This window comes from Marinobacter alkaliphilus, assembly GCF_055394375.1.
On sequence record NZ_AP043751.1, the window covers coordinates 1984251 to 2002690 of the forward strand.

The following is an 18440-nucleotide window of genomic DNA, read 5'->3' on the forward strand; positions in this document are numbered from 1 at the left end:
AAACCTGACAATCGAACCTCCGATTTGTTACGCAATAAATGCCTTGGTCAAAACGCCCAGGTGTTGCCTTAGGGTGTCTGAAAACTCCAGTTGGAACACGGTCAGCGGTTCTTTCTGCATGGCCTTGCGGGCCGGCTCCGGTGGGTGGCACATGTGCCAACTGCCGATCAGCGCCTGCTGGCATTGCATCAGGTACCGCAGGCAGGCGGCTTCTTCCTGGCCGGTAGCTGCCCCGATAATCGTGCTGATGCGGCGGGTTTGAGCCAGAAGGAAGAGTTTGAACTCCCGGGCTTCGTCTTCGCTCAGGCCGGTTTCCAGGGCAATGTGCAGGATTGCGGTCAGGCCGCAGAATACGGGATGAGCCAGAATGTGATCAACAAACCGCTCCGGGAAACCTGCCGGGCCGGAGGCTTCCACTTCTGACACCCAGTCCGACATGGCTCGGCGGTACACCGCAATGAACAGTAGCTCCTTGCTGCGGAAATAACGGTACAGGGCGGCTTTGGTGACCCCGGTTTCCCGGGCCACGTCTGCCAGCGTGACGCCATGGAACCGATGCTCCAGAAACAGGTCTTCCGCCGCATTGAGTATCTGTTGTTCCCGCAGCGCCTTATCCGACTCGGAACGGGCGCGCTGTTTACCACCGCATAGTCTGTACTTCAAAACCACCTCAAATCACTCGTTTGTTGGCCGCGTTCAGGCTTGTAGCCAGCCGGCCAGGCGCCGTGTTACGGCCCGGGGCGAGAGTTTACCAGACCATACCATCAGCAGGTTACGCAGCCCGGGAATCACGATGGCTTTTCGGCGCTGGGCAAGGGACTTCTTGACCACCGCTTCAGCGGACATGGTGCCGGCTTTAAACAGTTTGGTGTTGGTCATGTGGGCTTCCTGGGCAAATTCCGACTCTGTGGCACCCGGGCACAGCGTACTGACGGCAACGCCTGAGCCCTTTAGCTCCTCATGCAGTGCCTCGGAGAAGGAGAGTACGAAGGCCTTGGTGGCGTAGTAGATGGCCATATTGGGGCCGGCTTGGAACGCCGCCAGAGACGCTACGTTAATTACAAAGCTGCCTGGCTGCTTGCGCAGCGCCGGCAACAACTGCCAGGTGAGGGAGACGAGGGAGGTAACGTTCACCTGGATCATAGCCAGTTGCCGTTCAAGCTCGATGTCGGCAAAGGCACCACGATCGCCAAACCCGGCGTTGTTGATCAGGCCATTGAGGGCCCAGCCGCCATCGTTCAGTTGCTGGGCCAGTGCATCGGTGCCTGCTTGGTTTGCCAGATCGGCTTTCAGAACAATGGCGTCTATTCCGTGCTGTTGCTTCAACTCGGCAGCCAGCGTGTTAAGGCGCTCTTCCCGACGGGCTACCAGAATCAGGTTTTGTTTTTCGGATGCCAGTGCTCGGGCGAAACACTCACCAATTCCGGCGCTGGCGCCGGTGATAATCACGTATGACATGCTCTTCTCCATTTAAGTGAACTGTGGTTATTTAATATACGCCGGCGCTTTCGGCATGTAAATAACCTTTGGTTACTTATGTTTTGGGGCCAATCCGGGGAACCGAAGTCTTCCGTGCTGCTTTGCTGGGGAATCTGTCCTAGTCTGGTGACAGGGCATCCTCGTATTTGCTCAATAGGTTGATGTAAAACCTGAGTGATTGCTTTGACACTATCGCGACAGGAGGACTAATCATGCCTCAGCTTCGTTTCATCTTTCTGCTGAGTACTGCCGTGTTTGCTGTATTTCTGGCCACCTCGACAGCTCAGGCACATCACGGTTGGGCCTGGGCCACAGATGAGGAATTCGAAATCACTGGTGTTATCCAATCGGTGCGCCTCGGGAATCCCCATGGCGAGGTGACGATACGCGCGGATGGTGAGGATTGGGTGGTGGAAGTGGGTCAGCCCTGGCGTAATGAGCGGGTTGGACTGACCAGGGAAATGTTGAGCGAGGGGCGGGAGATTACCGTGCATGGTCACCGTTCGGCCCGGGAGGGTGAACGGTTAGTGAAGGCCGAGCGCGTTGTGATCGACGGTCAGGACTTCAATCTTTACCCTGGCCGTGCTTCCTGAGCCCGGGGATGATTGAACCGGCGTTGAGCCTCATCCAGGAGTTGGCTTTGGTCTCGGCCTTGCGTAATTCCACGTTCATGTACCCGTTGGTAAACGCCGGGCATATTCTCGGGGTTGCAATGCTGGTTGGCGGTATCGTGCCGCTGGATCTGCGTTTGCTGGGGCTTTGGCGCAGGTACCCCGTGACAATGTTCGTCGATGTACTTCGAATAACATCGGCGATGGGCCTGGTGTTGGCGATTGTTTGCGGGCTGCTGCTATTTGCCACGGCAGCCGCGGACTACGCGGGTTCGTGGCTGTTCCAGGCCAAGATCGCGCTGGTGGTGTTGGGCGTATCGAATGCTTTGATACTGGGTAAGGTATTGAAGCGCCGGGATGTGGAGAACCTGCCTCTGATGGCGAAAATGCCTTTTCCTGTGCGAGTGGGGGTGGCGTTGTCTTTGTTTGTATGGATTGGTGCGCTGACTCTTGGGAGGTTATTGGGGTATTTTTGAATCGATACTGAATAAATGCAGTAAAGAGGTTTAAGTCTTTTGCTCACACACCTTCGCCCCTACCAGCAGGAAGCTGTCGATGCCACGCTGAATCATTTCCGCAAATCGGACGAATCTGCCGTGATCGTGCTGCCTACCGGCGCCGGCAAAAGCCTGGTGATTGCCGAACTGGCCCGCCTTGCTCGCCGTAAGATTCTCGTACTCACGCACGTCAAAGAGCTGGTGGAGCAGAACCATTCCAAATACGAGGGGTATGGGTTAGCCGGTGGCATCTTCTCCGCCGGGCTGAAGCGCAAGGAGAGCCAGCATCAGGTCACCTTTGCCAGTGTGCAGTCGGTAGCTGCGAACCTGGATCAGTTCCGGGATGAGTACTCGTTGGTGATCATTGACGAGTGCCACCGGGTCAGCGGTGAGGAAACCAGCCAGTATCAACAAATCATTGAGTTACTAAAACAGCAGAACGACTCCCTCAAAGTACTTGGGCTGACCGCGACGCCCTATCGCCTGGCCATGGGCTGGATCTATCGCTATCACTACCGGGGTTTTGTTCGCAGTGAAGATGACAAGCCCTTTCAGCGCTGCATCTACGAGCTGCCGCTAAGCTACATGATCAACCGCGGCTATCTCACCCGGCCGGAGTTGGTGAATGCAGCGGTGGCGCAATACGATTTCTCGTCGCTGGCTCAGGACCGCTTTGGCGAATACGCCGAGAAAGACGTCAATCAGCTGCTGAGCAAACACAAGCGAGTGACCCGCGCCATCATTGAGCAGGTGGTGGAACTGGCCGCGGACCGCCAGGGCGTGATGGTTTTCGCTGCAACGGTAGAGCATGCGCGGGAGATCACCGGCTATCTGCCGGAGAGCCAAACCGCCCTGGTGACCGGCGCCACCGACCAGAAAGATCGGGACCTGCTGATTCAGCGCTTCAAGCAGCGGCAGCTAAAGTACCTGGTGAATGTGTCTGTGCTCACCACGGGTTTCGATGCGCCCCATGTGGACCTGATCGCCATTCTTCGCCCTACCCAGTCGGTGAGCCTGTATCAGCAGATGGTGGGCCGTGGTCTTCGCCTGGATGAGGGCAAAAAGGATTGCCTGGTGATTGATTACGCCGGCAACCAAGTGAACCTTCATCACCCGGAGGTTGGGGAGCCGAAACCGAATCCAGACAGTGAACCGGTGCAGGTGTTCTGCCCGGGCTGTGGGTTTGCAAACATCTTCTGGGGCAAAACCGACAGCGACGGCCGGGTAATTGAGCATTACGGGCGCCGTTGCCAAGGGCTGCTGGAGCCCGTGGAGGGGGAGAGCGCGCGTGCCTTGCAATGCGACTACCGTTTTCGCTTCAAGGAGTGCCCCCACTGTGGGGGCGAGAACGATATTGCAGCCCGCAACTGCGGGCACTGTCACAAAGCGATTATCGACCCGGACGATCAGCTAAGGGATGCCCTGAAACTCAAAGATGCCATGGTGATTCGTTGCGCCGGTATCACCCTGGGCCTTGGCGGAAGCAAGCTGAAGATGACCTACCACGGTGAGGATGGGGAGGAGCTTGGCGAGTCGTTTGATTTCAGCAAGCCAGCACAGCGCCACGTGTTTAACAAACTGTTCGGCCGCAGATTTGCTAACGGCCAGGCTCCGAAAACCTTCGGTAAGGCGGAGGAGGTACTAGAGTTGCAAGCTCTGTTGCCGGCACCGGATTTTGTGATTGCCCGTAAGCAGAAGCATTATTGGCAGGTCCAGGAGCGGATATTTGATTATCGGGGGCAGTATCGTAAGGCGAATGAGGTGTGATGCTTTAAAAGGGGCGCATGGTTGCCCACGAGTTCGGCGAAGTGGGTGCCAACCCTCCGATGGCCGGTCAGCTCTGCCATTTTCCAGGAATGCAGGTTCCTCTTCGGGCGTTAACGCAGAACCTGCAACCCTTGCAGGCCATGAAGCACCCGTGACGGCGCGATGCCAATCATATCCTGAAACATCCGGCTGAGGTGTGCAGAGTCGTGCAGGCCCGCGCTAAGGGCTGCCTCGGTGAGCGACTGGTCCTTCGCTACGTGGTAGAACACGGAACGCAGGCGCGACCAGCTTCGGTAACGCCGGAAACTGATGCCCACTTCCTCCCGGAAAAGATGGTTGAATCGCGATTCCGATAAGTGCACCTGGTTGGCCAGATTGGCGCGGTTGAAGGGTTGGTCTCCCGCTTCCCGCAAGTAGTCAAGGCTTCGGGCAATGCGGTTGTCCAGCTCGGCTCGGTGCCCAAGCGCCGACGCGGGGAGGAGTTGGGACATGTCAAAGGATTGCAGCCTTCGCTCCAGACTTCTCGGCCGCGCGGGAGAGGGGATTGGGTCGAACACCAGCGGGCGATCACTCAGCCACCCTGCTTTCAGGAGTCGGGTCTCCGGCGCATCCGGTTCCAGGTAGAGGGAGGCTATGTACTCACCTCCGCTATCCAGCCCGTGCTTCACATCGGCATTCACCAGGGCGCTGTGGCAGGTCTCACGGCGACCATCCGGGAAATGCAGCGTGATGGGGCCACTCAGGCCAATCAAGAGCACCGGCGCGGCATGTGCGTGCATTCTTGCCGGAGGGAGCTCACCCAGGAACAGAGCCCGGTCATGCGCCAGCCAGATGCGTTTTTCCTGTGTCATCGAATAGCCCAAACGTACAAGTTGTACCGGAGCTTGTCCGGCATACTTCAGCCTCACAACTATAACCAAGGAGTAAATGTATGTCTCTGGCCGAAAAGATCTGTCTTTCAGCGGCGTTCCTGTTCTTCATGGCGGGGCTTCTCACTGGCATCTGGAAATACCGGCACATGGCCCGAAGCGAGGACGCTTCGTCGCCGACCTATGTCGACATCGCTCACCGCAGTTCACTACTTTACAGCTTTGCGGCACTGCTGTTGGCTGCGTTCAGCGCCCGCAGTGTTTTTGCGGACTGGGTTAACGTTGTGGCGGCTGTCTCGGCCTTAGCGTTTTTCGCGTTTGCCATCGGCACCTATATCCTCCATGGCCTGCTTCAGGACACCGACAACCAACTGCGCCGCCCTCACCGCTTGGGGAAGCGACTTCTACCGCCCTGGATGACTGGGGTATTCATGGTGCTGCTGATACTTGGGGAAGTGGGGGGTAGCCTGGTTTTGGGACTAGGAGCGATGCTTGGCATCTGGCAGGGCTAGAGAGGCTTGTTTGCCATTCGTCACTGCAGCACCGCTGGAGTCGTTGCTGCAGGTTACAATGGGGCATTTGAAGCGCCGCGGAGCCCCTGATGTCCCTCAAGAAGACCCCAGATCTCTATGAAAAGTTGATTGTCCAGGCATGGGATGAGAACGGGAGGGCCTGGATTGATGCCGTTCGGGATCACGGAATCCGTGCGCCGGGCGTGGCGTCGCGTGACGCTTTGCTTGCCGCAATCAATGACCATGTTCAGCCGAACTCTCGGGTCCTGGATGTGGGATGCGGAGAGGGCTGGTTAGTGGATTTACTGACCGGGTCCGGTTTTCGTGCCGTCGGCGTGGATGCATCCCGCGAGCTAATCGAATACGCCCAAGAGCATCGCAAGGGGCATTATGTGGTTGGAGATCAGTCTGATCTCGCTAAGTTGGGGCTTGGAATATTTGACTTGGTCGTCTGTAACTTTTCACTGTTTGGCGACGAAACTGTGCGCCGATGCGTTATGTCTGTCCCTCAAATGCTGACCCCAGGCGGCGTGTTGATTATCCAGACACTGCACCCGATGATGTTCAGCGGAAACGAGGTGGCCAAGAGCGGTTGGCGGGAAGGTACCTGGGCCGACTTGCCCGGCGATTTCGGTGAACCGTCTCCTCTTTATGTTCGGACACTGGACGACTGGAGCCGGTTATTCAGTGAGGCGGGTTTAGGCGTTTCCCGGATGCTGGCACCAACTGCAGGAAATGCCGATCCCAAGAGCCTGATTTTTGTTGTTTCCCGATGCGAGAGGACGGGCCAGTAAACGTCGGCTGGCTTGGCAAGGAGTAACAGGGCAAGAATCGGATGGAAACGCCTGGCATTGTCCGTTGTAATAGCCCTGAGCTTGGCGAATATAGGGGAATGACATGCCGTTGCCAGTGGAGCAGGAGATGCGGGCTGCCTTGGAATCCGGGGATGATTGCCAGGAGGGGGATTCACGAATGACCCGACTGGTAAGAATCGCACATTATATTGAAACGCACGCAGACGAGCCTCTGACGCTGGCAGGCTTGGCGGCTATTGTTGGGCTTTCTCCCACGCGGTTACAAAGGCAATTCAAAGAAGCGTTTGGCGTTTCTCCCAAAGCCTATCAGGACGCGGTGCGGATGCGCTACTTCAAGCAATCCCTGAAAAATGGCGATAAGGTCACGGATGCGATCTTTGCCTCTGGGTTTGGTTCCGTCAGCCGGGTATATGGGGAAGCGCACCGCAATATTGGAATGCCGCCCAGGGCCTATCGGGCCGGGGGGGAGGGTGAGGTCATCGTCTACGCTTGTCGACCCACCTCTCTGGGCTTGATGGCCATGGCCGCAACGGATAGGGGCGTCTGTTTTGTCCAGTTTGGTGACAGTGAGTCCTCGTTGGTGAGTGGTCTGAAAACGGAATTCCCCAAGGCCGAAGTGAGGGCGTCACCGGCCCGGAATGCCCCGGAGCTTGATGCCTGGGTGGAGGCTTTGGATCAACACATCAGCCAAGGCGCCCCGAGGCCGGATCTGCCGCTGGATATGCGAGGGACGGCTTTTCAGATGAAGGTGTGGCAATTCCTGTTGAGCATCCGGGAAGGCGATGTGCTTAGCTATAGCGAATTGGCCGCGAAGATCGACAAGCCCAAAGCGGTGCGGGCCGTGGCCTCTGCCTGCGGCAAAAACCGGATAGGCGTACTGATTCCCTGTCACAGGGTGTTGCGGGGTGATGGCGGGCTTGGTGGGTATCGTTGGGGCTTGGAGAGAAAGCGAGCGTTGCTTGACGCAGAGCAGAAACAGCAGAGAGCTGACGACGGTTCTTAGGGAGGCTACGTTGGCGACCAGACTTCTCCATGTTGCATTACCCGAAACTCCGATTCGCTCAACCCTTGTCTCTCCAGCGCCAGCCGCAGTCGCCGTGGTGGCTCATCCATGGGCTCATCAGTGAGTACGAAGGTGCCCCAATGCATGGCGACGGATTGGCGGGCGCCAATGTCCTGATGAATCCTGACCGCCTCTTCCGGTGCCACGTGCACCGGGGCCATGAACCAGCGCGGGTCGTAAGCGCCGATCGGTAGCAGCGCCAGATCAATGGGTGAGAACAGCTCGCCGATATGCCTGAATATTCCGCCGTAGCCGGTGTCCCCGGCGAAATAGAGACGGAAATCGTCGATTTCCAGAAGCCAGCTACACCAGAGCGTGGTGTTGGTGTCCGTTGCGGTGCGGCCGCTGAAGTGCTGGGCTGGCAGGCAGAACACCTCCTGATCGTCGGCTATACGGTCAGACTGCCACCAGCCCAGTTCTACCAGGTTATGGATGCCGCGTTTTTCAAACCAGGGGCGCAAGCCCATGGGAATACAAAAGCGCAGGTGTGTCCCGAAGCGCCGGTGCAACTGGCGCACGGTTGCTTCGTCCAGGTGGTCGTAGTGATTGTGTGAGATCAATACCAGGTGGATAGGCGGCATGTCTGCCACGGTCAGGGCCGGCGGTGTGTGCCGCTTTGGCCCGATCAACTGGAAAGGGCTGGCACGGTCTGACAATACCGGGTCGGTCAGCACGTTCAGGCCCCGATGCTGGAACAGGAAAGACGAGTGCCCCAGCCAGACCAGTTGTGGCTTTTGGGGTGGCTTTGCCAGCAAATGGCCATCCGGGCGTAGCAGCGTGAAGCGTTTACCCTGCGGGAAGCGGCGGCCTGGCGCCAATTGCCAGCGCAGGAAATCCCCCAGGCCGTGGCGGGGCACCGGCTCCAGGTTTCGATACCTTCCCCCATTGCAATGGGGTTCTGCGGCAAGGGCAGCAAGGCGTTCACGGTTGATGGTCATGGGTTAGGCTCGCCGGTTGGAATCAGTTCAGCATTATATTTTTGTTTCAGATAGACTGGGAGCGCTGATTCTGGCACTTAAGCCAAGACTTGATATGGAAAACAATATGAGTAAGAAAGCTGTTAAAGCTACCTTAACATCTGCCGAAATTGAAGCGCAGACTGCAGCCTTTTTAAAGTCCGGCGGTCGTGTTGAGCAGGTGGGCAAAGGTAAAAGTGGGCAACTGACTTCCACCGGCACAAAGCAGATCAACCTGAAAAGCAATTGATGATCTCGGGGTAACCCGGTTACTCGGCATCCGGCTCCAAGAGCCGAGCCCCGGGGCCTCGCTCGCCCAATTCATCCCAGGGGTTCCTTAGCCGGCAGGCGTCGATAGACAGGCAGCCGCAGCCAATGCAGTCGCTGAGTTGGTCCCTCAGCCCGGTGAGCATGTCTATGCGGCGGTCCAGGTCTGCCCGCCAGAGCTCTGAAAGGTGTTTCCAGTCGTCAGCGGTAACCGTGCGATCCGTTGGCAGTGCGGCCAGGGCATCGCCGATCTTGGCCAATGGAATACCAAGCCGCTGCGCCACCTTGATCACGGCGATTCGCCGTAACACATCTCTCTGGAAGCGCCGCTGGTTGCCCGCGTTGCGCCAGCTCTTGATGAGCCCCTTTTGTTCATAAAAGTGGATGGCCGATACCGCCACGCCGCTGCGTCTGGCAACTTCCCCAACACTGAGCGTGGCTCGTAGCTCCTGGTTGTTTTCTGTCTTCATGATTGCCTCTGAGGTGCTTGGTCTGGCTATTCTCCCGATAGCCATTTTCCATGATTCTGTTCGTTGACCTCAACTTAACTTTAGGTATTAGGCTGGCGGTGCAGTGACTAACTGTTCAATCAGTGACTATTCAGGAGGATGTCATGAAACAGATTTTTCCAGACCTTTGGCAAACTGACGTAGAGAATCCATTCCCCGGACTTACCACCCACGCCTATCTGCTGACGAGAGAAGAGGGCAACGTGCTCTTCTATAACACCGGTCACGAGTATGAAATTGATGCCATGGCCACCCTAGGTGGCGTTGATTGGCAATTGTTGAGTCATCAGGATGAATTGGGTAAGTCGCTCTTGCGGGTGCGTGAACGCTACGGAGCCAAGCTGGGCGGGCATGCACTTGAGCGGGAATCCTTCGCGGAGATCCTGGAGCCGGATGTTCTGTTCACTGGAAGACAGACTCTGGCTGGCAACATCGAGGTGATTTCAACCCCTGGCCACACACCTGGCAGTACTTGTTTTCAGGTGAGATCGGCGACTGGTAAGACCTACCTTTTCACGGGCGACACGGTTTATCGAAACCGAAAAGAGCAATGGAGCAATGGCTTCATAAAGGGTTGGAGTGACTGTGACACTCTGGTGGCCAGCTTGCGGATGTTGCGTGAGTTGCAGCCAGATGTGGTTATTTCCAGTGCATTTGCCGACAAGGACGGTTACCAGGAAATGTCGCCAAACGATTGGGCACGCCACGTGGATAGCGCACTGCAGCCTTTGCTTACGGCTGGGTAAGTCGGGTTATGGGTCGCACTGCTATACTCGATGAACAGTTGAGGTCGTTAGTGGGGCAAGCGAAATGGATGGAGGAAGTGGCGAGCCGAAGGCCGATTCGAGCCGGAGGACGAATCCGGCGGCCTTCTTTCGCGGATTCCTGCGGGAACCGGGCCAGGTGGGCTCTGTTATCCCCAGTTCAAGATTTCTGGAGCAGCGAATCGTTGAGGCGTCTGGTCTATCTGTCGCCCGACAGGTCGTAGAGCTGGGCCCCGGTACGGGCGGCACCACGCGCGCGTTTCTTCGTCACCTGGGGCGAGACGCGCGGCTTCTCTCAATTGAGCTGAGCCCTTTCTTCCATAAGTTGCTTGGCGACATCGTTGACCCCCGCTTTTGCAACCACCTGGGCAGCGCCGAGGATCTCACCGAGATCCTGGCTGTTTACGATATGCAACAGCCAGATGTGATCATCTCTGGGATTCCCTTCTCAAAGATGCCGGCGGCTGTGGCTCATCGTGTCGTGCAGGCAGTGAATGACAACCTGGTAGAGGGCGGGCGGTTTATCGCCTACCAGTTCCGCCGAGATGTCGCCCGCTTTACCGATCCGGTCATGGGGGCCCATACCAGCTGTACGCTGGAACTGCTGAACATTCCGCCCATGCGGGTATACAGCTGGATTAAAGGTGGGGGTGGTTGAGTTTTTCATAACCGGGAAAGTTAACCTACTATTAGGGAGTGGTTCACTCACTGAAGGAATAGGTTATGAACACCATGATCAGGACACAGCGTGTCACGTTTGGTTTGATCCTTGCCGCTTCGATGGTCGCCGGTGCCCATGGAGCAACGCCTGCGCCTGAGGGGGCGGCGGTGTATTTTGTGACACCGCTCGACGGGCAAACCGTGAGCTCTCCGGTGACGGTAAGGTTTGGCCTGGAGGGCTTGGGCGTTGCGCCGGCGGGCGTGGAGCGTGAGAAAACCGGGCACCACCATTTGCTGGTTGATGTGGACGACCTGCCCCCGATGGACAAACCGATCCCTGCGGATGAACGGCATATTCATTTTGGGGGAGGCCAAACCCAGACCACGCTGGAGTTAGAGCCGGGCGAACACACACTCCAGCTGTTGGTTGGTGATCACCTGCATATTCCCCATGAGCCGCCGGTGATGTCTGAGAAAATCACCATCACGGTGGAGTAGTGGGCGCAAACCTAGTCGCTCAGATGCAGGCCCATATCCCAGAAGTCGATTTCTAGCCGGGTGGCATCCCGGAAGATGTGGGATAGCTGTTCAAATCGGCTCGGGGTTACGTCCGCCAGCCGTTCATCCAGCCAGCGGATTTCCGCCTGCATGGCTCCCTGGAATTCGTCGCTTTCGTACATGGCGATCCAGGCATCGTAGGGGTTGCCCTCGCCCCGCAGGGTTTCTGAGCGCCGGTTCAGCCAGTTGGCGATCTCGCCGTAGCCGACCATGCAGGGTGACAGGGCCACGTGCAGGTCCAGCAGGTCGCCGCGATTGCCTGTATCCAGCACGTAGCGGGTGTAGGCGAGGGTGGCGCGGGCTTCGGGCAGGTTGTTCAGTTCCTGCTCTGAGATTCCCCACTCTTTGCAATAACTGATGTGTAACCCCAGCTCGGTATCCAGAATGGCCAGCAGCCCGTCTTTGGCTTGCAACAGGTCAGCCAGGGTCGGGCTTTTGTAGGCCGCCAGGGCATAGGCCCGGGCAAACTGGATCAGGAACAGGTAGTCCTGTTTCAGGTAATGCTGGAAGGCTTCCGGCGCGAGTGAACCGTTGCCCAGCTGTTGCACAAAACTGTGTTCGATGTAATCCCGCCACTCGGTGGGAAAAGCGTTTTTGAGATCTTCGAACTGGTACGGCATTGAAACTCCATGGCGGTGGTTGTCGAGTTGGTTTTGAGGGCCTGGGGCTGGTTCTTTGATATTATGCCCACACTCTTTTTCCTTCAAACAGGAGCCCAACCATGGCACAAGCATCTCTCAAGGAACAGCTCGGCAATGCGGTGAAAGACGCAATGCGCAGCAAAGACAAGGACCGGCTGGTTACTCTGCGTATGGCCCAGTCTGCCATCAAGCAGATTGAAATTGATGAGCGCCGCGAGCTGAGTGACGATGATGTGCTGAAGGTGTTGGACAAGATGCTGAAACAGCGCCGGGATGCCGCCAGCCAGTACGATGACGCCGGCCGGGGCGAGCTGGCGGACAAGGAACGGGCGGAAATGGCGATTATTGAGGAGTTCATGCCGGCGGCACTATCTGAGGAAGAGCTGGACGGTTTGATTGCTGAGGCGATCAGCTCAACCGCTGCAAAGGGTATGCAGGATATGGGGAATGTGATGAACGAGCTGCGCCCGAAAGTGACGGGCCGGGTGGATATGGGGCAGTTGAGCAAGAAGGTGCGGGCTGCACTGGCGGGCTGAGCACCAGCCCTGGTTTGTTAAGGCGAGGGCCGTTGGCCCTCGCCGCTATCCTCAGGCGAAGTCGTACTCGCCGCCTTTCTCAAGGGCCCTCTGGTAAGCCGGCCGGGCGTGTACTCGCGCCACCCAGGCAGAAATGTGCGGGCGGCTTGCACCCACAATACCCCGTGCCACCGAGGCCTCCAGCGGGAAGCTCATCTGGATATCGGCTGCGCTCAGTTCGTCCCCCAGAAACCAGGTATTCTTCGCCAGGTGGGCTTCGACAAAGTCCAGATGGGTTTTGATCATAGGGCCAATGAATATCTGGTTCGTTTTGTCGGCGATGCCTTTCGCCACCGGCCGGATGAAAAACGGCATCGGGCTGGTTTTCACTTTTTCAAATACCAGGCGCATGACCAGCGGCGGCATCAGTGAACCCTCGGCGTAATGCATCCAGTAGGTGTAATCCAGCCATTGCTGGCCGCCGTTTTCGGGCAGCATGCTGTCTTTGCCGTAAGTGTGGGCCAGGTATTCAATGATGGCGCCGGATTCTGCCACCACCAGATCACCATCGGTAATCACCGGTGATTTCCCCAGCGGGTGTACCTGTTTCAGGCTGGCGGGGGCCAGCATGGTTTCAGCGTCGCGCTCGTAACGCTGGATTTCATAGGGTACGCCCAGTTCTTCGAGCATCCAGAGAACCCGTTGTGAGCGGGAGTTGTTGAGGTGGTGGACTGTAATCATGCGGAAGCTCCGTTCCCGTTAAAAAGAGTGTTCGGGTAGTAGAATAGTGTGCCAGCGGCCTTTTGGTTCACCTTTGATGTAATTCATTTTTAATGATGCTTCTGAATAAACCGCTTTTGTGGCTTGAATTGCGTTCAGCGGGCACTCAACTATAAAAGATACATACGCTGAACAGCGAAGCAGGAGGTCTACATGCACGTGTTTATAGCAGGCGCCAACGGGCAGATCGGGCAACATCTGTTGCAGGAGATGGCAAACAGCGATCACGAGGCCCGTGCGTTGGTCCGTCACCCGGATCAGGGGCCGGAATTGCAGAAGCTGGGTGCCACCGAAACCGTATTGGGTGACTTGGAACACGATTGTAGCGAGGCCATGCGCGGCTGCGATGCCGTCATCTTTACCGCGGGCTCCGGCCCTCATACCGGCCCGGATAAAACCATTGATGTGGATCAGGACGGTGCTATCCGCCTGGTAGACGCTGCCAGGGCCATGGGTATAAAGCGGTTCATCATGGTGAGCAGCATGCGCGCCGAGGAGCCCGAGAAAGGCCCCGAAAAACTTCAGCACTATCTACGGGCCAAGCGAAATGCCGATGAACACCTGAAGAACAGCGGCTTGAATTACACCATTGTGCGGCCGGGGCGGCTGACCAATGATGAAGGTACCGGCAAGGTGGCGGTGAGTGAACGGCTGGCGTCTTTCGCGGAGATTCCCCGGCAGGATGTGGCTCGGGTACTGCTGGCGGTGCTGGACTCGGATAATACCGACAACCGGGTGTTTGATGTGGTTTCAGGCGACACGCCGGTGGTTGATGCCCTGGCAAAGCTTTAATGCCTACCAGCTGAGCATCACCCGGCCGAAGACACTATCGCCGAGGCGAATATCCAGGTTACCCGCGTTCAGATCCTGGTATCGAACGCGGGTGTCGATACTGGCGCCTAGCCCCAGCAAAACCGCAGGCCAAGAATCATGGCCAAAGCCGAGCCGGTAGCTTAGTTCCGCCCGCCATTCCCGAAGATACAGCGCGCTTTCAACCTCGCGGGACTTGTCGAGTGTGGCCCAGCGGTCGCCCGCGCGCTCCATCCGAACGCCCCAGCTCTGGTCCGGGCTTTGCCACTGCGCCAGAACAGGCAGGTCCACCTGCCAGTGACCGTAAACCGTGGACTGCGCCCATCTCAACCGCGGCAGCCAGCGGAACGAACCGAAGCGATGATCGCCGCCAACACCCACGCTCAGGTCTGAGCCCTCGTGCCAGGCCCTGAACACAGCGAGGCGGCCATTGAGCACCTGGCGGTGGAAGTCCTGGTGTTTGAACATATTGGAGCTGCCGGCGACGCCCACCTCAGTCTCCAGGTGATAAAGGTTGTGTTGCCAATCGCCCCCGAATGTCAGCCGATGCAGGTGGCCGTTGTGGGCCGGAGTGCCCGTGCGAATGCGAAGCGGCTGGTAATCGTAGTCGAGGCTCACGGTGGAGGTTGCGCCCTGGTATCGCCAGCCCAGGCCCCGCTGGGAGCGGCTAATGTCTTTGGCGGTGGGCTCGTCATTGGGCCAGCTATATGGCTGCCAATGCCGATACTGCAGGTAGAGGGTGCCGGCAGCACTGGCCGGACCGGGCAACGCGATTGCGAATAACACTATGGCTGTCGCAATTACTTGCGCTGCTAGTGCATGATGTCTGGTTCGGGCACCGGATTCGCGGAATACCATAGGGCGTGCTATCGCTCGGGCTGTACACTAACCATAGCGGCTGTTCAGGCAGCGTGCTGTCTTTCCTGATAGGCTTCAGTATATGCATAGCCGCTTCGGGCGGTGAAACCGGTATTGGTTCCCTATAATGGAGTTTTCATGAGCGATAACCCCTTGGCCCAGATTCTTGAGATGGATGGCGAGGAACGGTATGACTACTTTCTGGATGCCGTTGCCGACGAGCGCGAAATCTGGATTCTGATCAATGCCGATAACCAGTTTCTGAAAATTGTTTCGGAAGAGGACGGTGTAGGGTATCTACCGGTTTGGCCGGGAACTGAGTTTGCGGCGGATTACGCCAAGGATTCCGGCGACCTCTCACCGAAGGCGGTTTCTCTGCCGGACTTCTTCAAGAAGTGGGTGCCAGGTTTAACCCGGGACGGCTTGGAAGTGGGTGTCTTCCCCGGTGGTGAGGGTGAGTTATGGATTACCCCTGCGGAAGAACTCAAGCGTGACCTGCAAGAGGTGATGTCCAGCTCATTCTAGTTCCGAATGGAAGGTGGCGGAGGCTTATGGCTGATAAAGAGCTACGTACCAAATCCGATAAACAGGCCATCGACCAGTTTATCCACCAGGTTCGCACGCTGCCCGCGAAGGGGGGTGGCGAGGGGCGCCTGATCTTCGCTCTGGATGCCACCGCCAGCCGGGAGGCAACCTGGGATCAGGCCTGCCATTTGCAGAGTGAGCTATTCATGGCTACCGAGGATTTGGGCGGCCTGGCCATTCAGCTGTGTTATTACCGTGGCTTTGGTGAGTTCAAGGCGACCAGGTTTGTGAATGAGACCGGCCAGCTGCTGAACCTTATGAACGGCGTGTCTTGCCTGGGTGGCCGCACCCAGATTAGCCGGGTGTTGGCCCATGCGGTGAAGGAAACCCGGGCAAAAGCAGTAAAAGCCGTGGTGTTTATCGGCGATTGTTGCGAGGAGCCTGTGGATGAGCTTTGCCACTCCGCGGGCGAACTGGGCCTGTTGCGAACGCCGGTGTTCATGTTCCACGAGGGGCACGATCCCCACGCCAAGGCGGTGTTCCAGCAGGTCAGCAAGTTGTCTGGTGGTGCCTACGTACCTTTCGATCGGAACAGCCCACAGGTACTGAAGGATCTTATGGCGGCTGTTGCGGTCTATGCTTCCGGGGGAGCGAAAGCCCTGGAGGATTTTTCCAGCCGTAGTTCTGCGGAAGTGAAACGCCTGACTCAGCAAATTCGCTAGCACTTGCTGAGTAGGCTGAGAGAACCCGGAGTATCTGAGTGCCACTAACGCTGTTGGTTATTGTGTTAACGGTTGTTGCGTGGGTCTGGCTGCGCAGCCAGCCGGCCAGTCAACGCAAACCGGCGATTATCAAACTGGCTTTGTTTGCGGGTACCGGTTTGATGCTGGTGATGGCAGTGACCGGCCGGCTGCATTTTCTGTTCGCGTTATTGGCGTTTCTTTACCCGCTGTTGCGCAGGGTGTTGCCGTCAATACTGACTGGGAACCTACCGGGCGGTGGCCAGGCGAAAACGGGTAATCAATCCCGGGTCGCCAGCGATATCCTGGAAATGAGCCTGGACCACGATTCCGGAACCATGAGCGGCAAGGTTCTGAAAGGCCCAATGGCCGGGCGAGCGTTGTCGGATCTGAGCGAGAGCGAATTTCTTGAGCTTCTGCAGTACTGTCGTATGGAAGACGAAGACTCTGCCCGCTTGCTGGAAACCTATCTGGACCGCCGGTTTGGTGATTCCTGGCGCGCGGATGATCAGGGCGATACCGCTGGCGGTGCCTCCGGCCAGCAGTCACGGGCGGGCGGCCCGCTTACCGAGGCCGAAGCGCTGGATATCCTTGGCCTGCAACCCGGCGCCAGCGAGGAAGAGATTGTTCAGGCCCATCGCCGGATGATGCAGAAAATGCATCCGGACCGTGGCGGTAGTAATTATCTGGCGGCACGTATCAATGAGGCGAAGGAGCGGCTCTTGAGTTGATGCGTGCACAGATGGTCTGCCAGTCTTCCTTACTGGATTTGCTGCTTTAACGGAGTGACTTCCGCTTCTGCCTATATATTCGACGCCACAAGCGTGCTAAAACGTCTCCGCCCAGCGGCTGCAGGCGTTGTACTGGCTTCTGGCTATCTTCCGTTCACCAGGATATCAGCATGTCAGACAAGTTCTTTTATAAAGGCCGGCAGGATGCTCGTCAGCATCACACCGATTACGGCGGGTTCAAGACCAAGGCCAGTCAGAAAAGCGGCAGCAAGAAATTTCCGCTAACGCTGGTGGTCACCAGTGAGGCACGCAAGCAAGAGATCGAAGCCCAGGTGGCCGAGGCCGGGCTACACGCCAACATTACGGTAGACGACCGCGAGGGTGCGGTTGAATCCATCGCCGAGCTGACGGTACTTGTGAACAAGGTTGCGACGGTCGTCACCACGAAAACGCCGTCTCGTAACGACCCGTGCAGTTGCGGTAGTGGCTTGAAGTTCAAAAAGTGCTGTGGCTGAAGGTGCGGCGAGCAAAGAGAGCAATATTATGATTATTTGTGGCGTTGAACTTACCGCGAGCGACGCAGTGCTGTGTTTGCTGAAACTGGATCGGGGGCTGATCAGCTTGCCGGAATGCAAGGTGCGCAAGCTATCGCTGGTTAAAAACCACACCCGCGAAGACCTGAAGCAGTTCCAGGCGGCGTTCGCGGAACTGATGGCAGAGCACGAGGTAACCCGTGTCGCGATCAAGGAGCGCATGCCCAAAGGCAAGTTTGCCGGCGGAGCCATCAGCTTCAAACTGGAGGCGACGATACAGCTGATTGCCGACCCGGATCTGGATGTCAGGTTGCTGCCTCCTGCTCTGATCAAATCTACGCTGGCCGCCAACCCGCTGCCCATTCATTTTGACGCGACCGGTTTGAAAGCCTTCCAGGAAACCGCCTTCACCGCAGCCTATGTTGGATTGATGGCGAAGTAATGGGGCGTTATCCGCAGAACGGCGTTTGGAGTGAGCATGGCGAAGCAACCCACTGAAGCCCAGCAGCGGGCTACGTTGAAGCGGCTGGATAGGTTCAGCCGTTTGATGGACAGCAGCATTGGCATTCCCTTTACCCGCTTCAAGTTTGGCGTCGAAGCCGTGATTGGGCTGGTGCCGGTGGTGGGAGACTTCGTAGGCTTGGTGTTGTCGAGTTATGTCCTGATCGAAGCGCATCGGGTTGGCGCAAGCAAATCCGTAAAGCGACGCATGCGGCGCAATATGATTATCGATTTTGTGGGTGGTTTGTTACCGGTGGTGGGGGATGCTTTCGATGCCATCTACAAAGCCAATACCCGTAACACCGCATTACTGAGAACGTACCTGGAGCAACAGTTGGCCGTTGAGCCAACACCACCGCCATTCCCCTGGAAGACGCTGATAGGGTTGTCGATTCTGCTCGCGCTGTTTACCGGCGGGTTGACGTTGATACTCTGAGACCTGTTTTGCGGCGATAATCGTCCGCGCTTGAGCTATCCTG

The 18440-nt window shown here is 57.4% G+C and carries 26 protein-coding genes; 18 read left to right on the forward strand and 8 right to left on the reverse strand.

Features of this window, described 5'->3' with window-relative positions:
* Positions 1-27: 27 nt before the first annotated feature.
* Positions 28-669 (reverse strand): TetR/AcrR family transcriptional regulator, encoded by a 642-nt coding sequence (locus ACZ5Q2_RS08995; RefSeq protein WP_061333671.1) that lies wholly within the window; start codon positions 667-669, stop codon positions 28-30.
* 27 nt (positions 670-696) lie between these two features.
* Positions 697-1458, reverse strand: a complete 762-nt coding sequence (locus ACZ5Q2_RS09000; protein ID WP_061333672.1) for an SDR family NAD(P)-dependent oxidoreductase — start codon at positions 1456-1458, stop codon at positions 697-699.
* Between the two features lie 233 nt (positions 1459-1691).
* Here ACZ5Q2_RS09000 and ACZ5Q2_RS09005 point away from each other — a divergent pair, with 233 nt between their 5' ends.
* The 3 genes from ACZ5Q2_RS09005 to ACZ5Q2_RS09015 are packed head-to-tail and all read left to right on the forward strand — an operon-like array spanning position 1692 to position 4354.
* On the forward strand, positions 1692-2072 hold the full coding sequence (locus ACZ5Q2_RS09005) for a DUF6152 family protein (RefSeq protein ID WP_061333674.1): 381 nt from the start codon (positions 1692-1694) through the stop codon (positions 2070-2072).
* Between the two features lie 8 nt (positions 2073-2080).
* On the forward strand, positions 2081-2566 hold the full coding sequence (locus ACZ5Q2_RS09010; protein ID WP_061333675.1) for a hypothetical protein: 486 nt from the start codon (positions 2081-2083) through the stop codon (positions 2564-2566).
* A gap of 39 nt (positions 2567-2605) precedes the next feature.
* Positions 2606-4354, forward strand: a complete 1749-nt coding sequence (locus ACZ5Q2_RS09015) for a DNA repair helicase RadD (protein ID WP_061333676.1) — start codon at positions 2606-2608, stop codon at positions 4352-4354.
* Positions 4355-4464: 110 nt separating this feature from the next.
* On the opposite strand, the gene ACZ5Q2_RS09020 is transcribed toward ACZ5Q2_RS09015, so the two are convergent.
* The gene (locus ACZ5Q2_RS09020; protein ID WP_061333679.1) at positions 4465-5205 is read right to left on the reverse strand and encodes an AraC family transcriptional regulator; all 741 of its coding nucleotides are present in this window, start codon (positions 5203-5205) and stop codon (positions 4465-4467) included.
* 80 nt (positions 5206-5285) lie between these two features.
* On the opposite strand from ACZ5Q2_RS09020, the gene ACZ5Q2_RS09025 reads away from it, so the two are divergent.
* From ACZ5Q2_RS09025 to ACZ5Q2_RS09035, 3 genes are all read left to right on the forward strand, one after another.
* Positions 5286-5735 carry a hypothetical protein gene (locus ACZ5Q2_RS09025; RefSeq protein ID WP_061333681.1) on the forward strand — a complete coding sequence of 150 codons (450 nt, stop codon included), beginning with the start codon at positions 5286-5288 and terminating at the stop codon, positions 5733-5735.
* Positions 5736-5824: 89 nt separating this feature from the next.
* Positions 5825-6529, forward strand: coding sequence for a class I SAM-dependent methyltransferase (locus ACZ5Q2_RS09030; protein ID WP_061333683.1), 705 nt, complete (start codon positions 5825-5827; stop codon positions 6527-6529).
* 103 nt (positions 6530-6632) lie between these two features.
* The gene (locus ACZ5Q2_RS09035) at positions 6633-7553 is read left to right on the forward strand and encodes a bifunctional transcriptional activator/DNA repair enzyme AdaA (protein ID WP_432210220.1); all 921 of its coding nucleotides are present in this window, start codon (positions 6633-6635) and stop codon (positions 7551-7553) included.
* A 5-nt stretch (positions 7554-7558) separates the two neighbouring features.
* Here the strand turns inward: ACZ5Q2_RS09035 and ACZ5Q2_RS09040 are convergent, their stop codons facing one another.
* A complete protein-coding gene (locus tag ACZ5Q2_RS09040) occupies positions 7559-8551 on the reverse strand; it encodes an MBL fold metallo-hydrolase (protein WP_061333685.1) in 993 nt (330 codons plus the stop codon).
* A 106-nt stretch (positions 8552-8657) separates the two neighbouring features.
* Here ACZ5Q2_RS09040 and ACZ5Q2_RS09045 point away from each other — a divergent pair, with 106 nt between their 5' ends.
* The gene (locus ACZ5Q2_RS09045; protein WP_171040041.1) at positions 8658-8819 is read left to right on the forward strand and encodes a hypothetical protein; all 162 of its coding nucleotides are present in this window, start codon (positions 8658-8660) and stop codon (positions 8817-8819) included.
* A 19-nt stretch (positions 8820-8838) separates the two neighbouring features.
* On the opposite strand, the gene soxR is transcribed toward ACZ5Q2_RS09045, so the two are convergent.
* Entirely contained in the window at positions 8839-9306 is a 468-nt protein-coding gene (gene soxR / locus ACZ5Q2_RS09050; RefSeq protein ID WP_061333687.1) for a redox-sensitive transcriptional activator SoxR, read from the reverse strand.
* Between the two features lie 143 nt (positions 9307-9449).
* On the opposite strand from soxR, the gene ACZ5Q2_RS09055 reads away from it, so the two are divergent.
* The 3 genes from ACZ5Q2_RS09055 (at position 9450) to ACZ5Q2_RS09065 (ending at position 11267) form a co-directional block, all read left to right on the forward strand.
* Positions 9450-10091 carry an MBL fold metallo-hydrolase gene (locus tag ACZ5Q2_RS09055; RefSeq protein ID WP_061333689.1) on the forward strand — a complete coding sequence of 214 codons (642 nt, stop codon included), beginning with the start codon at positions 9450-9452 and terminating at the stop codon, positions 10089-10091.
* A gap of 64 nt (positions 10092-10155) precedes the next feature.
* Positions 10156-10767 (forward strand): class I SAM-dependent methyltransferase, encoded by a 612-nt coding sequence (locus ACZ5Q2_RS09060; protein WP_061333691.1) that lies wholly within the window; start codon positions 10156-10158, stop codon positions 10765-10767.
* A gap of 65 nt (positions 10768-10832) precedes the next feature.
* Complete coding sequence (locus ACZ5Q2_RS09065) at positions 10833-11267, forward strand: DUF4399 domain-containing protein (RefSeq protein ID WP_061333693.1); 435 nt, start codon at positions 10833-10835, stop codon at positions 11265-11267.
* An 11-nt stretch (positions 11268-11278) separates the two neighbouring features.
* Here ACZ5Q2_RS09065 and tenA read toward each other — a convergent pair whose 3' ends face one another.
* Positions 11279-11947: a thiaminase II gene (gene tenA / locus ACZ5Q2_RS09070; protein ID WP_058092641.1), complete on the reverse strand. Its 669-nt coding sequence runs from the start codon at positions 11945-11947 to the stop codon at positions 11279-11281.
* Positions 11948-12048: 101 nt separating this feature from the next.
* On the opposite strand from tenA, the gene ACZ5Q2_RS09075 reads away from it, so the two are divergent.
* Entirely contained in the window at positions 12049-12504 is a 456-nt protein-coding gene (locus ACZ5Q2_RS09075; protein ID WP_058092640.1) for a GatB/YqeY domain-containing protein, read from the forward strand.
* A 51-nt stretch (positions 12505-12555) separates the two neighbouring features.
* Here the strand turns inward: ACZ5Q2_RS09075 and ACZ5Q2_RS09080 are convergent, their stop codons facing one another.
* The gene (locus tag ACZ5Q2_RS09080) at positions 12556-13224 is read right to left on the reverse strand and encodes a glutathione S-transferase (RefSeq protein WP_058092639.1); all 669 of its coding nucleotides are present in this window, start codon (positions 13222-13224) and stop codon (positions 12556-12558) included.
* A 192-nt stretch (positions 13225-13416) separates the two neighbouring features.
* Here ACZ5Q2_RS09080 and ACZ5Q2_RS09085 point away from each other — a divergent pair, with 192 nt between their 5' ends.
* Positions 13417-14055 (forward strand): SDR family oxidoreductase, encoded by a 639-nt coding sequence (locus tag ACZ5Q2_RS09085; protein ID WP_058092638.1) that lies wholly within the window; start codon positions 13417-13419, stop codon positions 14053-14055.
* 3 nt (positions 14056-14058) lie between these two features.
* Here ACZ5Q2_RS09085 and ACZ5Q2_RS09090 read toward each other — a convergent pair whose 3' ends face one another.
* Positions 14059-14859, reverse strand: a complete 801-nt coding sequence (locus tag ACZ5Q2_RS09090) for a hypothetical protein (RefSeq protein ID WP_061333695.1) — start codon at positions 14857-14859, stop codon at positions 14059-14061.
* A 210-nt stretch (positions 14860-15069) separates the two neighbouring features.
* Here ACZ5Q2_RS09090 and ACZ5Q2_RS09095 point away from each other — a divergent pair, with 210 nt between their 5' ends.
* The 6 genes from ACZ5Q2_RS09095 to ACZ5Q2_RS09120 all read left to right on the forward strand — a co-directional run bounded on the left by ACZ5Q2_RS09095 (position 15070) and on the right by ACZ5Q2_RS09120 (position 18397).
* Positions 15070-15456, forward strand: coding sequence for a DUF2750 domain-containing protein (locus ACZ5Q2_RS09095; RefSeq protein ID WP_058092221.1), 387 nt, complete (start codon positions 15070-15072; stop codon positions 15454-15456).
* Between the two features lie 26 nt (positions 15457-15482).
* Positions 15483-16178, forward strand: a complete 696-nt coding sequence (locus ACZ5Q2_RS09100) for a hypothetical protein (protein WP_058092220.1) — start codon at positions 15483-15485, stop codon at positions 16176-16178.
* A gap of 38 nt (positions 16179-16216) precedes the next feature.
* Complete coding sequence (locus ACZ5Q2_RS09105) at positions 16217-16927, forward strand: DnaJ domain-containing protein (protein ID WP_061333697.1); 711 nt, start codon at positions 16217-16219, stop codon at positions 16925-16927.
* A gap of 170 nt (positions 16928-17097) precedes the next feature.
* Positions 17098-17442 (forward strand): PBPRA1643 family SWIM/SEC-C metal-binding motif protein, encoded by a 345-nt coding sequence (locus tag ACZ5Q2_RS09110; protein WP_374787372.1) that lies wholly within the window; start codon positions 17098-17100, stop codon positions 17440-17442.
* A 28-nt stretch (positions 17443-17470) separates the two neighbouring features.
* Positions 17471-17902: a DUF3010 family protein gene (locus tag ACZ5Q2_RS09115; protein ID WP_061333044.1), complete on the forward strand. Its 432-nt coding sequence runs from the start codon at positions 17471-17473 to the stop codon at positions 17900-17902.
* Between the two features lie 36 nt (positions 17903-17938).
* Positions 17939-18397, forward strand: coding sequence for a DUF4112 domain-containing protein (locus ACZ5Q2_RS09120; RefSeq protein WP_058092216.1), 459 nt, complete (start codon positions 17939-17941; stop codon positions 18395-18397).
* Positions 18398-18440: the final 43 nt, after the last annotated feature.

What these genes read in the sequence shown, in the direction of transcription:
- ACZ5Q2_RS09000 (WP_061333672.1), bottom strand. Translation starts at nt 1,458, where the DNA reads ATGTCATACGTGATTATCACCGGCGCCAGCGCCGGAATTGGTGAGTGT.
- ACZ5Q2_RS09005 (WP_061333674.1), top strand. Translation starts at nt 1,692, where the DNA reads ATGCCTCAGCTTCGTTTCATCTTTCTGCTGAGTACTGCCGTGTTTGCT.
- ACZ5Q2_RS09010 (WP_061333675.1), top strand. Translation starts at nt 2,081, where the DNA reads ATGATTGAACCGGCGTTGAGCCTCATCCAGGAGTTGGCTTTGGTCTCG.
- ACZ5Q2_RS09020 (WP_061333679.1), bottom strand. Translation starts at nt 5,205, where the DNA reads ATGACACAGGAAAAACGCATCTGGCTGGCGCATGACCGGGCTCTGTTC.
- ACZ5Q2_RS09025 (WP_061333681.1), top strand. Translation starts at nt 5,286, where the DNA reads ATGTCTCTGGCCGAAAAGATCTGTCTTTCAGCGGCGTTCCTGTTCTTC.
- ACZ5Q2_RS09030 (WP_061333683.1), top strand. Translation starts at nt 5,825, where the DNA reads ATGTCCCTCAAGAAGACCCCAGATCTCTATGAAAAGTTGATTGTCCAG.
- ACZ5Q2_RS09035 (WP_432210220.1), top strand. Translation starts at nt 6,633, where the DNA reads ATGCCGTTGCCAGTGGAGCAGGAGATGCGGGCTGCCTTGGAATCCGGG.
- ACZ5Q2_RS09040 (WP_061333685.1), bottom strand. Translation starts at nt 8,551, where the DNA reads ATGACCATCAACCGTGAACGCCTTGCTGCCCTTGCCGCAGAACCCCAT.
- ACZ5Q2_RS09045 (WP_171040041.1), top strand. Translation starts at nt 8,658, where the DNA reads ATGAGTAAGAAAGCTGTTAAAGCTACCTTAACATCTGCCGAAATTGAA.
- soxR (WP_061333687.1), bottom strand. Translation starts at nt 9,306, where the DNA reads ATGAAGACAGAAAACAACCAGGAGCTACGAGCCACGCTCAGTGTTGGG.
- ACZ5Q2_RS09055 (WP_061333689.1), top strand. Translation starts at nt 9,450, where the DNA reads ATGAAACAGATTTTTCCAGACCTTTGGCAAACTGACGTAGAGAATCCA.
- ACZ5Q2_RS09060 (WP_061333691.1), top strand. Translation starts at nt 10,156, where the DNA reads ATGGATGGAGGAAGTGGCGAGCCGAAGGCCGATTCGAGCCGGAGGACG.
- ACZ5Q2_RS09065 (WP_061333693.1), top strand. Translation starts at nt 10,833, where the DNA reads ATGAACACCATGATCAGGACACAGCGTGTCACGTTTGGTTTGATCCTT.
- tenA (WP_058092641.1), bottom strand. Translation starts at nt 11,947, where the DNA reads ATGCCGTACCAGTTCGAAGATCTCAAAAACGCTTTTCCCACCGAGTGG.
- ACZ5Q2_RS09075 (WP_058092640.1), top strand. Translation starts at nt 12,049, where the DNA reads ATGGCACAAGCATCTCTCAAGGAACAGCTCGGCAATGCGGTGAAAGAC.
- ACZ5Q2_RS09080 (WP_058092639.1), bottom strand. Translation starts at nt 13,224, where the DNA reads ATGATTACAGTCCACCACCTCAACAACTCCCGCTCACAACGGGTTCTC.
- ACZ5Q2_RS09085 (WP_058092638.1), top strand. Translation starts at nt 13,417, where the DNA reads ATGCACGTGTTTATAGCAGGCGCCAACGGGCAGATCGGGCAACATCTG.
- ACZ5Q2_RS09095 (WP_058092221.1), top strand. Translation starts at nt 15,070, where the DNA reads ATGAGCGATAACCCCTTGGCCCAGATTCTTGAGATGGATGGCGAGGAA.
- ACZ5Q2_RS09100 (WP_058092220.1), top strand. Translation starts at nt 15,483, where the DNA reads ATGGCTGATAAAGAGCTACGTACCAAATCCGATAAACAGGCCATCGAC.
- ACZ5Q2_RS09110 (WP_374787372.1), top strand. Translation starts at nt 17,098, where the DNA reads ATGTCAGACAAGTTCTTTTATAAAGGCCGGCAGGATGCTCGTCAGCAT.
- ACZ5Q2_RS09115 (WP_061333044.1), top strand. Translation starts at nt 17,471, where the DNA reads ATGATTATTTGTGGCGTTGAACTTACCGCGAGCGACGCAGTGCTGTGT.
- ACZ5Q2_RS09120 (WP_058092216.1), top strand. Translation starts at nt 17,939, where the DNA reads ATGGCGAAGCAACCCACTGAAGCCCAGCAGCGGGCTACGTTGAAGCGG.